The organism is Oceanobacillus sojae (assembly GCF_900162665.1).
GTDB lineage: Bacteria > Bacillota > Bacilli > Bacillales > Amphibacillaceae > Oceanobacillus > Oceanobacillus sojae_A.
The window spans coordinates 728,711-741,735 of sequence record NZ_LT727812.1 but is presented as its reverse complement, the minus strand read 5'-3'; the positions used below and the strand labels follow the sequence as shown (position 1 = coordinate 741,735).

Here is a 13,025-nt window from a genome sequence, read left to right as displayed (position 1 = left end):
CCTCCTTACTGTATCTACTTTTTATTTTACGGAAACTTTATCCCATTACAAGTTGGCATTTATCATAGTATAATTAATACTATGTAAGAGGAGGCAGAACGAATGGAAAAAGAAACAAGGCTTTTAGAGCTATCCAATTTCTTAAAGAGTAAAAGAGCTAAGCTTCATCCGCAGATGGTTGGCCTGCCGGCAGGAACCAGAAGAAGAACTCCCGGACTGCGGAGGGAGGAGGTAGCTCAAATAGCCGGAGTAAGTACAACATGGTATACATGGCTTGAACAGGGAAGAGATATTAAGGTATCTGGCTCTGTATTAGATGCTGTTGCGAATGCTTTAAGATTAAATAAAGATGAAAAGCAATATTTGTATGCACTTGCTTCCGGCGAAAGAGCAGTGGGAAATGCATCTGCTATAAATGAAGCAGAGAAATCCTTGATGACCCCTTCCTTGAATAGAATTCTCCAGGAACTGCGGCATTGCCCCACTATTATTTCGGATAAATACTGCCGAATTGTCGGCTGGAATAAAGCAGCGGCAATGGTTTTTATCGATTTTGATAAAATACCTGAAGAGGATCGGAATATTATCTTTTTATTATTTTCGAGAAAAGAATTTAAAAGTCTCGCAGTAAACTGGGAGCATTTTGTAAAAGGGTATCTCTCCATCTTTAGATCCTACTATGGGCAATATGTGGCTGATGAATGGTATAAACAATTTATCGAGAAAATGGAACAGCAATTTCCGGAATTTAAGAAGCTGTGGGATGAGGAAGAGGTCAGCTCAGCACCAGATGTTTTGATTGAATTCCGTCATGCAAAGGCCGGGAAAATGTTATTTAATTTGACCTCTTTACAGGTTCAGGGGGCTTCTGATTTACGGTGCAGTGTATATACTCCGGTAATGAATACAGATACGGAATTAAAATTAAAGAATTTATTGAGTAAATCTGATGAATAGATAATTTATCTGTGTTTTGTATTAGTACATGTGCAAATAAAAGGAAGGAGGTTTATAAGTATGACAAAAAAGAAAGCTATATTAGTTGGCCTGGCAGGTTTTCTCACTTATTTCGTGGTTACAACCATATATCATCTTATTTTTTAAGTTAGGTTATAGTGTAGGACCTGGAAAATTTGACAGATTCAGCTTTAGAGCTTTTTTACATTCAGGGATAGTAATTAATCAAAAGATTTGAGCCTGGTAATAAGATATTAAGATACTTTGATAAATTTAAGTAAGAGAAGAAAAGAGGGATTAATAATGATAACAGAATTAAAAAGTTCAGAATTCTATAAATGTAAAGCGTTATTACATGAGCAAGGTCAATTAGAAGCAAAAGCAGTCGTGGAAGGAGTAAATCCTGGCCGTATTTTTGTTGATAATGCCGAGACTCCTGCTTCAGGGCTTATCTGGTTAGGTAATAACGATGGTTTTTTCTTTATTGGTAACGAGAGTAATGAAGCATTTAATAGTGAATTAAATTATTTTATTGATACCGTTATCGTACCGGAAGCGAGAAAGATTGAGCTAACTTGGTTTGAAGGGATTGGTGATCATAATAAATGGGATGAGACGATAAAAAGGGTGTTTGAAAATCGTCATTTAGGAAGCTGGGATCAGAGAGTTTATACTTTGCAAAAAGAGGATTATAAAGGAAACAGCTTTGAACCAGTTATTAAAGCAAGTTATAGTGTAGTCAAAATTTCTGAGAGTCTTTTTCAAAAAAGAGATCAATCAGTTGGAAATATTGATTTTTTACAATCAAGGATATTAGAATCCTGGTCTTCCATCAACAGCTTTTTAGAAAAAGGTATTGGTTATTGTGTGATATATAAAAGTAAAATTGTAAGCATCTGTTTTTCAAATTTTGCAGTTGATAATACACACGCTATTGCGATTGAAACTTTAAAAGAACATCAAGGTAAAAAGTTGGCGCAAAAAGCAGCTTTAACTTATGTGAAGGAATGTTTGAAAAATAATCTTATTCCATATTGGGATTGCATGGATTCTAACAAGCCCTCGATTGCTGTGGCAGAGAATCTCGGATTTAGAAATACATTTAATTATACAGGCTATGAATTTAAGATGGGTTAATTTTCATTTGAACAGTTACTAGAATGTTTATCTGAAGATTAGCACAATCGTGTGAATATCTATGTTAAAATATAGTAAAAAAGGGGGTAATTATCATAGCAGGGAAAAGCGGAAAAGAAATTCTGTTGATGGAAAGTGAAAAGAAATTTAGTGCATTAATTGAAATTATTGAATCCGTACCTGTCAGAAAAAGAACAATTACCATTGAGATTGAGGGAAGAGATAAAAATTTCCGAGATGTATTGATGCATCTCTACGAATGGCATGCAATGCTTGAGAGATGGTATAGAGAAGGAATGGATGGAGATACACCTTCTATGCCTGCGCCGGGGTATATGTGGAGAACAATCAAGCAGCTTAATATGCAGATTTGGGAGAACTACCAGGATATAACGATACATCAAGCTATAAAAAAATTGAAGCTGAGTCATGAAAGAGTAATGAATCTTGTTCAATCACATACGAATGAAGAAATTATGACTAAGAAATATTATAAGTGGACAAAAACAAGTAATTTATATAGTTATTTTGCTGCAAACACTTATAAACATTACATATGGGCAATAAAAAAATGTAAGGTTATTGCCGAATCTATTAAAGTACATGATCAAAAAGTCCTGTAAATAGGACCAAGAAGTTCAAGGCGACGAGCTTTTTCCGAACGGACTTGCGCGTGTTGTGATGACTTCTGTGTTGTCCACAAATGTTTTCGGTGGGACGAGTAATCGCAGTCCCAGTCCCATCGGAAAAAGCTCGTCAACGCACTTCCGCAGGATGCGGCGGCTTCTACGTTGCCCACACGACGTGGGCGTTCTTAGTAGAAGATCCTCTTATCGCCGTGTCATCTTTATTGGACTTTTTGAACATCCTCTTAAAGAAAAAACTTTAAAGTAATAGTCATTATATAGTGTAGTAATGTAAAGGAGCAAAGACTGAAAGAAAATTCATTGTTAATTAGGAGAAACAGTATGGAAGATTTAAGTTTTAAAAAGTTTCTTAAAGAGAAGGATGAATTGGTTATATTAATGACAAGTGATGTTTGGAATTTCTATTCTAGAGTAGTGGATGAGTCTAGTACAGGCAAATTATCGTATTTTAAAATCTGATAAAAGAAGGGGATTTAATGGATTATGTAAAAGAATTAAGGAAATTAGTCGGCACCAGACCATTAATTTTACCTGGTTCTGTTGTAATTATGCTTAATAATGATAATCAAATTCTACTTCAGCATAGGCATGATGGAGGTTGGGGAGTGCCAGGAGGGTTAATGGAACTGGGAGAAAGTCTGGAGGATACAGCAAGGAGAGAAGTGAAAGAGGAAATAGGTCTTACAATAGGAGCTCTGAAGCTGCTTGATGTATTTTCCGGCCCGGACTATTATTTTAAAGTTTCCAACGGTGATGAGCTATATTCCGTGACTGCTGTTTATTTGACCAATGATATACAGGGGGAAATGAATATAGATAAACATGAATCTATCGATTTTAGATATTTCCATACAGATGATTTACCGGACACTTTAACGTTTGAAGCAAAGAATTATATGAAGCCTTATCTTAACCTTAAAAATAAATGATATAAGGAAAAATGGCATGCATACAATTATTTCAACTGAATTCAGATTATTAAAAACTTCTTCTATCTACGATTAAAAATGCAGATTAAATATTTATGTTAGATAAGGGAATGCTGGTGGAACAAGGAAGTCATCAAACATTGTTATCACAAAAGAGTCATTACTTTAAGCCTATTCAGGCTGATGAATTGGCTGGCAGTAAGTTAGGAAGCTAGGAGATTTAGATCGTTGGAATAAAGCAATAATAAAATAGCGCATAGATTGTAGAAAAGTACCGCTCAGACTGACGGGAGTATTCCTTAGTCTGAGCGTTATTTTAAAATAGTAACTCCATCTTCACTTACTTTGACATTTTGATATGGAAAAACAGTATTTAATATAGAATAAACTATTAGAAAAATAACTTGTATTAGGAACGTTTGTTTGGTAACCTTGATATAAGGTTGAAAGTTTTGATTTACGATGAACCAAAATGAAACGACACGCTATAATATCTGTTTAGAAAAGTTATCGTTGCCCAAATATTTATGTTTACTCTAGATTAAGGATTTTATAATATTTAATGGCTGAATATTTGAAATGGTAAATATATTTTTGCTGAGATAGATGAACAATGGAAGACAGTTGAATTAGCTATAATAAAAAAAGATAAAGTAAACTTATCAAAAAGGAGCGTAAATGTATGAAAAAAGAAATCTTAATTTTTCTGTCAGATAATTATGCAGATTGGGAAGGGGCATATATTTGCTCCGAATTGAATAGCCCGGAAACCGGATATGCTGTGAAAACATTATCATTCAGCAAGAACCCGGTCAAATCAATGGGCGGATTTACTGTGATTCCGGACTATACAATCAATGAAATGCCCACAGATTTTCATATGCTTATTATGGTTGGAGGTACATCCTGGGCGAAGGGTCAAAATGAAGCTATTAAACCGGTAGTAGATATGTGCGTAAAAAAGAAAATCCCGATTGCGGCAATATGTGATGCTTGTACTTTCCTGGCAGACAAAGGATATTTAAATCATATAAAACATACCGGAAATTCAACTGCTCATTTAATAAAAGGTGCTCCGGGATACAAAGGCAAAGAATATTTCATCGGAAAACAAGCTGTTTCAACAACAGGTTTTATTACCGCTAACGGAACAGCTGCAGTTGAGTTTGCGAGAGAAATTCTAAAATACTTTGAGATTATGGAGCAGGCTGAATTGAAAGAATGGTATCAAATGTTTAAAAAAGGGTTTTATACAAGTTGAGGTTGATCTGAAGGTTTTATTTTCAAAAGCAGGTTTTGGTCTAACAGAGCAAGTATGTTCATTTTAAATTATTTATTAAAAGTTTTCTTTTCCTTTTTGATAGAAGACTTTTTAATATAAAATTTCCGGGAGAGGAGATGAAAAAAAACAGCACATATTGTATAATAAAAATATCGTATTTATGCGGTGAAGGAGCGATTTTGCATGAGTAAAGAAGTAAAAGTGACAAATGAAGCTTTAATGCTCGCTATAAAGGAATTAATACAAAAAGTAGATGATCTGGGTTCAAAAGTCACTTCACTGGAAGAGAAGGTAGATAATCTAGATTCAAGAGTTATTTCGCTGGAAGAAAAGGTTGACAAACTGGATCTAAGGGTCACTTCACTGGAAGAAAAAGTAGATAAACTGGATTCAAGGGTTATTTCATTAGAAGAAAAAGTAGACAGACTGGATTCAAGGGTTACTTCATTAGAAGAAAAGGTAGACAAAGTAGATTCTAAATTAGATGTTTTATCAACAGAATTATTATCTACCAGGGCAGACGTGAATATTTTGAAGAAAGCTAAGTGAACATATTTTCCAAATAAAGTAAATTTATTGTTTGATAGAATAATAAATAAATCATAGATTATTTCAAACCATTAGTGTATCTAATATTAGATAGTGCTGTGGTTTTTTGTTGTAGAACAATTAAAGAGTATTCCTGCATAATAATCCTGTAGTAGAGTAACGAACAACTGTATTGTACTTCATTTATGATACAATTGTAAGTAGCCTCATTTGGAACGATTAAAATATTTTTTTAGAAACTTATATATAGTAAAGGTTTATACAAAGGAAGGCGGTCCTATAAATTTTGAACAAGAAAAAAATAGACTATTCCAACCTTATTGCTAATCTGCTTCTTGCCGGCCTCGTAATTGTTAGTGCAGCAGTTATTGTGGCCATCCCCATTATGATAATATATGGCTTATCAAATATCTTAGCAGGCTGGAATCTTATTGAAATACGATTCTTTGATAATATTTTCATTAATATTCTTTATTTTGGCGGCTTGCTTTTTCTTTCTTATCTTGTAGGAATAATTTTTAATCTGTTATATCAGTTTATTCTTAAATTGGCAAAGATGAAAGAAACGAAGAAAGTAATGTTTCTGAGTTATATGGTGCAGCTGCTATGTAGTGTTATATTTTATAAAAACTTTATCGAGCCTCTATTTACGAGAATTAATATATCATGGGAAGGAACAGCCATTTTATTCTTCTGCTTGTATTTGTCTGCTTTTGTTATCAGCGAAGATTATAAAATTTTTTCTGATAAAAAAAGCTGACACTATCTCGATTTTAAATCAATTGCAGCAGGATCCCTATATTTTGGGATTTTCCTTGACGAATCCAACGCTTCCATGTAAAGTAATCTGTAATTATTCGTATAATTCCATATATTCTTATCCAGAAAGGCGGAGGGACTGGCCCGTTGAAGCCTTAGCAGCAGACACTAATTTGTACTGTGCTAATTCCAGAAGCATTTTTGCTTGAAGATAAGAAGAGATTTTACTATACCAAACCTCTTCTATTTTCAGAAGGGGTTTTTTAATTGGATTATAGAATGAAGATAGCAGGTAGAGAGGAAGGGGTATTCGATGACAATATCAACAGAAACAAAAAATACACGAGCTCCGTTCAGAGCAGATCATGTAGGGAGCTTTCTCCGTCCCCAGCGTTTAAAGGAAGCTCGCGCGCAAAAAGCAAAAGGAGAAATCAGTCCTGAACAATTGCGGCAGATTGAAGATGAGGAAATTATCAAACTGGTAGAGCAGCAGAAGGAAGCCGGTCTTCAATCAGTGACAGATGGCGAGTTTCGCCGTGCCTGGTGGCATTTTGATTTTCTGGAAGGCTTAGATGGTGTAGAAGGTTACACCGCTGAACAAGGTTTACAGTTTACGGGAGTAGAAACCAAAAAGCGGGGTATTAAAGTAACAGGTAAAATTGGTTTCAGTGACCATTATATGCTTGAGCATTATAAATTTCTTCATGGTATTGCCGGAGATGCTGTTGCCAAATTTGCGATTCCAAGTCCGAATATGCTCTTTTTCCGGGCGGATTTTGAAAAGGGTATTTATGAAAGTGATGAAGCAATTATCGATGATCTGGTTACTGTTTATCAAGGAGCCATCCAGGCATTATATGATGAAGGCTGCCGCTACTTACAGCTGGATGATACTTCCTGGGCAACCTTTTTCTCAGAAAAGGGGAGAAACTCTTTGATTGAAAAAGGAAGAGATCCCGAGAAAACAGCGGAATTATGTGCAAGAGCAATTAATGAATCGATTGCAAACAGACCGGATGATATGCTGGTGACGATGCATATTTGCCGGGGAAATTTTCAGTCTACCTATATGTCAAGCGGCGGTTACGAAGCCATGTCAGAAACCATTTTTGGAGGTCTGCAGGTTGATGGACTTTTCCTGGAATTTGATGATGATCGTTCGGGCGGATTTGAACCGCTGCGTCATGTGAACCGCGATGATTTATATATTGTGCTTGGGCTTATCACTTCTAAATTCAGTGAACTGGAAGATCCAGAGGCTGTTAAAGCAAGAATAGCAGAAGCTGCGGAATATGTACCGTTGAATCAGCTTTGTTTGAGCCCTCAATGCGGGTTTGCTTCCACAGAAGAAGGGAATTTGCTGACTGAGGCGCAGCAATGGGAAAAAATCCGCCATGTTGTTCAAATAGCGGAAGAAGTGTGGAAATAAATTTTACTAGAAAAAGGGGATTTGGAGAGGGGATCTTTCCGAGTCTCCTTTTTAATGTCATTCTACATATGTTTATAGCGGCGCTTATTTTGAACAGGGAAAGACATTAATATCATTTTTTGATATATTAGAAATGTACAATAAGAATATTCAGCTATTTTTATTCCTTTTTAAATGAATAATATAACTTAATAAGGTGGTATAAAATGGAGATTCGCAGTTTAATAAGCTCTGATTATGATGTCTTGGCTCCAAGGATAAATGATTGGTGGGGCGGCCGTGATATGGCAGGTATGCTGCCTAAATTATTTTTCAATCATTTTAAAAATACAAGCTTTGTGGCAGAAGAAGATAGTGAAATTATAGGTTTTATAATCGGTTTTTTGTCCCAAGATCAATTAGATGAAGCCTATATTCATTTTGTTGGTGTACATCCGGATTACAGGAAGAAAAATATTGGAAAAGTACTTTATGAAAAATTTTTCGCCAAGGTTAAAATGGCAAATCGAAGTGTCATCCGCTGCATCACTTCACCAGTAAATAAAACGTCAATTGCCTTTCATCAAAGAATGGGATTTGTTATTGAACATGGAAATAAAATAGTAGACGGGGTGTCTGTAAAGGCGAATTATGATGGATTGAATAATGATAGAGTTTTGTTTAAAAAAGAGCTGATATAAGTCCTTGTAAAAATGCCTATATTAATTGGAGGAAATTAAATGATACGAAAACTGACAAAAGAGGATCACACAAAAGTAATGAAGCTGATTGAGCCGAAAGCTGCAGAAAACCTGTTTATAATCGGTGATATTGAAGCGTTTGGCTACGATTCTGATGTGCAGGACGTCTGGGGACAGTGGGAACAGGATAATCTAATCGCTATTCTCCTGCGCTATCGTGAGAATTACATAATTTATAGCGAAACGGAATATGATCTGAAAGGGTTTGCGGAGATTATTAACAGTTATAAGCAACGATGTAATTTTAGTGGTCTGAAGTATATTGTGGAGCCATTATTACCATATATTGATAAAGTTACCCGTGTATATAGAGAAATGTATTATGCAGCTTGTGAAGAATTAAGCTATACGGTGAATGCAGAACAAATAAAGCAGGTTGAGCATTTGAAACCCGCTGATTATGAAGAGAATATAAAGATGCTGGCCTCTATACCTGAATTTTCATCCAGTAATATAACAATAGAAACAAGAGAGAATGAGGAGAAAAATAGAACAGGCCGTACCTATTTTATCCGTGATGAAAAAGGTACGATGGCTGCATCTGCATCCACGACTGCTGAGAATTCTCATTCTGCAATGATCGTTGGCGTATGCACACGGCCGGGATATGAACGGCAGGGTTTTGCAACGAAATGTATGGAAAAACTATGTCTTACCTTATTAGAAGAAGGAAAATCACTTTGTCTTTTCTATGACAATCCGGCAGCCGGGAATATTTATAAAAGATTGGGATTTGAGGATATTGGAATGTGGACGATGCTTCGCTATGAGGCGGAATAATTTTTAATTTTAATCTAAATAGGGAGATGGCAGCTTTGAAAATTATTTCTTTTGAAAAAGAATTTGGAGCATCTGTAGATACTGAGTCAGCAAGATTTACTGCCAGCCGGATTTTGCTGGATGCCAGTGATATCCGAATGGGATATATGTACCTTGGAAAAGATGATAAAATTCCATTTCACGAGGCTCAGGCAGATCAGTTTTTTATGATTGTAACGGGAACGGGCTGGGTCTGTGATGGAGATAAGAATAAACTTCCTGTAACCTCTGGAAAAGCGGCTTTTTGGAAAAAGGGAGAATTTCATGCTGCTGGAACGGATTCTCAGATGACTGCGATGGTTATAGAAGGACAGAATTTAAATACGCAAAATATGCCTGTTTTAAAGAATGTTATCAAAAGTGAGTGGTAAACATGAATAAGGAGAAAAGAATCTTAATTATTGAGGATGATCAGGAAATCAGCAAACTGTTGCACGTTATTTTAACAAAAATGGGTCTGACGCCAATATCTGCTTATTCGGGTACAGAAGGTCTGCTGCAGCTGAAAAGTAGTACATTCGATTTGATTTTATTAGATTTGATGCTGCCGGGAATAAGCGGAGAAGAATTTATTACACAGGTCAGGGACGAGAGTACAATCCCCATTATTGTGATTTCCGCAAAAGTCGGTATTGATGATAAAGTTCAACTCTTGAAGATGGGGGCCGATGATTATATAACGAAGCCATTTCACCAGAAAGAAGTAGAGGCCCGCGTGGAAGTGCAACTGCGAAAATCGGTTGTCCAACCCTCCCAAGAAGACGAAAAAGTATGGCGCAATCTGAGAATTTTTCCAGAGAAGCTGTCTGTCACATTGGAGAACAAATCATTGCAGATAACCAATGCGGAGTTTGATATTTTGAGCTTATTAATCGATCATCCAGAGCACGCATTTTCTAAAAGAGAAATATATGAAAAAATTTGGAAAGGCACGTATGTAGGGGATGATAATACTATTAGTGTCCATATTTCCAATCTGCGCAGAAAAATGGCTGAGGTGACCCCCGAAGAGTACATCAAAACAATTTGGGGAGTAGGCTTTATGTTGGTTTAATCCCAATTTGTTTTTCTTTACGAATTCTTTATGATTTGCTTAAAGGATTTTAAAGAGTCCTGCGCTAAACTAGGTAGCAAGAACATTTAGTGAAGGAGCCGAGAAGATGAGTGCTGTTATTCAGACGTACACATTAACGAAGAAGTTTAAGCAGGATGAAGTTATTAAACCGCTGGATTTTTCTGTGGAGAAAGGAGAGATTTGTGCTTTAATTGGTAAAAATGGAGCCGGAAAATCAACTATTTTTAAAATGCTTTCGGGCCAGTTAACGCCGACAACTGGAGAAATTTACTTATTTGGAAAGTCAGGCAAAGATATGATTCAAGCAAAAAGAAGAATGGGATTTATGATTGAGACACCTGTCTTTTTTCCGGATTTTACAGCAATTCAAAATTTGGAGTACTTCCGGATTCAAAGAGGAGTCGCAGAAAAAAAGCGGATAAATGAAGTGTTAGAAATTGTCGGGCTGGCAAATCAAAAGAAGAAAAAATTTGGGGAATACTCCATGGGTATGAAGCAGCGGCTGGGAATAGCTCTTTCTCTCTTAAGCAGCCCGGATTGTTTAGTGCTTGATGAGCCAATTAACGGTTTAGATGCAGAAGGTATTATGGAAATTCGCAGACTATTAATTCAGTTAAATCAGGAAAAGCAAATAACCATTTTGATTTCCAGCCATATTTTGACGGAATTGCAGCTGGTAGCAACCCGTTTTGTATTTATTAAGAATGGTGTGATTGTCGAGGATGTCAGCAAGCAGCTTCTGGATGAAAAAAGCAGGAAACAAATCCATTTAAAGGTGGATGACACAGGAAAGACCGCACAACTTTTAGAACGTGCCTATGAGGATATCCAATATAAATCCCTTCCTGATCAAATAATCACCATACAAAATCATATAGAAAAGGCTGGGGAAATAAACCGCCTTTTAATCAAAAATGATGTACTTGTGATGGAATTCCGTGTGGAAGCGCTGAATTTAGAAGAATACTTCTTAGGATTAGTGGAGGGGGCAGGAGAGAAATGATCAACTACCTGAAAAGTGAGAACTACCGCTTACTGCGTAAAAAAAGCCTTTATTTGACGACGGCTATTTGCTTTATTCTAATTACTGCAGCAGCATTTGTTCTGTATTATTTTAATGAAGCAGATTCTCATTTTCCTTATGGCACAAGTTCGTTTTTTTATTCAAATGTTCTTGGTATGGGTGTGCTGATTATAATTATTTCCTTTGTGTATAATGCAACATTGACAGGGAAGGACATATCTCTTACTAAACAAGCTGTCTCCTTTGGTATTTCCCAAAGTAGTATTTTCTGGTCAAAATTAATGCTGACTTTATGTTATTTTATGTTCGTTTGTATAGCTGGTATACTCCTGATGATTGGATTAGGAGAGATCCTTTTTGCTAAAGAGCCGGAGACAACCGGCAATTTCTTAATTGCCAGCTTTAATATGGTGCCGATTGTACTTAGTGGCTTTATATTGATACACACATTGAAAATGCTGAAAATCAGTGATATATATAATATCATTATTATTGCATTTATATATATTTTCTCAGGTGATTTGCTGTATTTCGTATTTCGTCAAATGAATGGATGGAATGAGTTTTATTTATTTGCCCCAAGCACACAGCTGAATGACAATTTAATGAGTTTTATGCATCAATCTGTGCAATTAGATTATCATTATTGGGTGACAGGTATTGTAATCAGTGTTATTGCTTTATTCATCGGAGCGGCAACGTTTACGAAACAGGATATTGGTTGATTTATGGAGGGCTAGAAGTGAACAGCTGGTTGATTATTGTTATATTGAGTATATTATTAATTGTTTGTATCGGCATGCTGTTGTTACTTCATTGGGATATCAGAAGGATAACTGCCCAGCTCAAAGATATTAATGAAAACTTTGGTACAAATGAATTAATCCGTACAAATACACACAGCAGAGGCCTGATTCGGTTTATTACCAATATCAATCAGCTGATTCATTTATTTAAGAAGGACCAGCAGAATAACCAGAAGAGAGAAGAAGAATTAAAGCAGGAAATTACCAATCTCTCGCATGATTTAAGAACACCTTTAACCTCGATTAAAGGATTTTCAGAATTGCTGACAGATCCCTCTTTGTCAGATGCAGAGAAAAAAGAGTTTTTATCTATTATTCAAAAGAAGATTGGCAATCTGACTATGATGGTTGATTTATTCTACGAGCTCTCTCAAATAAATTCCTCTGATCAGCAATTAAGTATGGAACGGGTATCTTTGGATCAGCTGATTGTGGAGACAATGCTGATGTTCTATCATGATTTTGAAGAAAAGGAGCTGAAAATTGAGATAGATGAAACTCCTGTATCTCCTGTTTTAGCTGATAAAAAAGCAGTCGGTCGGATTATCAGCAATATTGTTCAAAATGCTTTAAGATATGCGGAAACTTACTTCACTATTAAGCTGAAGGAAGATGGGGAATTTATCCTTCTTCAGGCAGAGAATGATATCACTGATTTTCCTGAAACCGAACTTCAGCGGATTTTTGACCGGACATACCGGATGGATAGCAGTCGAACGGGAGACCAGCTTGGATTGGGTCTGCATATTGTCAGGCAATTGGTTCATAAGCTGGAGGGAAAAATAGATGCAAATGTCACTGGAGATAAGTTTCAGCTGGTCGTATCGTTAAAAAAATGGGCGTAACCACTCAAAGACAGTATTAAAAAGATA

At 36.0% G+C, this 13,025-nt stretch carries 16 protein-coding genes and 1 riboswitch; all 16 genes read left to right on the top strand.

Annotated elements, in window-relative coordinates:
* Positions 1–102 precede the first annotated feature (102 nt).
* The 16 genes from BN1068_RS14370 (at position 103) to BN1068_RS14300 (ending at position 12,998) form a co-directional block, all read left to right on the top strand.
* Positions 103–957, top strand: a complete 855-nt coding sequence (locus tag BN1068_RS14370) for a helix-turn-helix transcriptional regulator (RefSeq protein WP_077603539.1) — start codon at positions 103–105, stop codon at positions 955–957.
* A 303-nt stretch (positions 958–1,260) separates the two neighbouring features.
* Positions 1,261–2,094 (top strand): GNAT family N-acetyltransferase, encoded by an 834-nt coding sequence (locus tag BN1068_RS14365; RefSeq protein WP_077603538.1) that lies wholly within the window; start codon positions 1,261–1,263, stop codon positions 2,092–2,094.
* A gap of 95 nt (positions 2,095–2,189) precedes the next feature.
* Positions 2,190–2,717 (top strand): ClbS/DfsB family four-helix bundle protein, encoded by a 528-nt coding sequence (locus BN1068_RS14360; RefSeq protein ID WP_077603537.1) that lies wholly within the window; start codon positions 2,190–2,192, stop codon positions 2,715–2,717.
* A 345-nt stretch (positions 2,718–3,062) separates the two neighbouring features.
* A complete protein-coding gene (locus tag BN1068_RS23685; RefSeq protein ID WP_175637157.1) occupies positions 3,063–3,200 on the top strand; it encodes a hypothetical protein in 138 nt (45 codons plus the stop codon).
* A gap of 17 nt (positions 3,201–3,217) precedes the next feature.
* Entirely contained in the window at positions 3,218–3,670 is a 453-nt protein-coding gene (locus BN1068_RS14355) for an NUDIX hydrolase (protein ID WP_077603536.1), read from the top strand.
* Between the two features lie 682 nt (positions 3,671–4,352).
* A complete protein-coding gene (locus tag BN1068_RS14350; RefSeq protein ID WP_077603535.1) occupies positions 4,353–4,931 on the top strand; it encodes a type 1 glutamine amidotransferase family protein in 579 nt (192 codons plus the stop codon).
* 204 nt (positions 4,932–5,135) lie between these two features.
* A complete protein-coding gene (locus tag BN1068_RS14345) occupies positions 5,136–5,501 on the top strand; it encodes a hypothetical protein (RefSeq protein ID WP_077603534.1) in 366 nt (121 codons plus the stop codon).
* A 286-nt stretch (positions 5,502–5,787) separates the two neighbouring features.
* Complete coding sequence (locus tag BN1068_RS14340; protein ID WP_077603533.1) at positions 5,788–6,261, top strand: hypothetical protein; 474 nt, start codon at positions 5,788–5,790, stop codon at positions 6,259–6,261.
* Between the two features lie 114 nt (positions 6,262–6,375).
* A riboswitch (SAM riboswitch) is annotated at positions 6,376–6,478 on the top strand.
* Positions 6,479–6,573: 95 nt separating this feature from the next.
* Complete coding sequence (locus BN1068_RS14335) at positions 6,574–7,689, top strand: 5-methyltetrahydropteroyltriglutamate--homocysteine S-methyltransferase (protein ID WP_077603532.1); 1,116 nt, start codon at positions 6,574–6,576, stop codon at positions 7,687–7,689.
* Positions 7,690–7,895: 206 nt separating this feature from the next.
* A complete protein-coding gene (locus BN1068_RS14330; protein WP_077603531.1) occupies positions 7,896–8,369 on the top strand; it encodes a GNAT family N-acetyltransferase in 474 nt (157 codons plus the stop codon).
* A 39-nt stretch (positions 8,370–8,408) separates the two neighbouring features.
* Positions 8,409–9,209, top strand: a complete 801-nt coding sequence (locus tag BN1068_RS14325) for a GNAT family N-acetyltransferase (protein ID WP_077603530.1) — start codon at positions 8,409–8,411, stop codon at positions 9,207–9,209.
* A gap of 35 nt (positions 9,210–9,244) precedes the next feature.
* Entirely contained in the window at positions 9,245–9,619 is a 375-nt protein-coding gene (locus BN1068_RS14320) for a cupin domain-containing protein (RefSeq protein ID WP_077603529.1), read from the top strand.
* Positions 9,620–9,621: 2 nt separating this feature from the next.
* Entirely contained in the window at positions 9,622–10,302 is a 681-nt protein-coding gene (locus tag BN1068_RS14315; protein ID WP_077603528.1) for a response regulator transcription factor, read from the top strand.
* A 106-nt stretch (positions 10,303–10,408) separates the two neighbouring features.
* Entirely contained in the window at positions 10,409–11,326 is a 918-nt protein-coding gene (locus tag BN1068_RS14310) for an ATP-binding cassette domain-containing protein (protein WP_077603527.1), read from the top strand.
* Positions 11,323–12,072 (top strand): ABC transporter permease, encoded by a 750-nt coding sequence (locus tag BN1068_RS14305; RefSeq protein WP_077603526.1) that lies wholly within the window; start codon positions 11,323–11,325, stop codon positions 12,070–12,072. The genes BN1068_RS14310 and BN1068_RS14305 overlap by 4 nt, the downstream gene beginning before the upstream one ends.
* A 17-nt stretch (positions 12,073–12,089) precedes the next feature.
* A complete protein-coding gene (locus BN1068_RS14300) occupies positions 12,090–12,998 on the top strand; it encodes a sensor histidine kinase (RefSeq protein WP_077603525.1) in 909 nt (302 codons plus the stop codon).
* Positions 12,999–13,025: the final 27 nt, after the last annotated feature.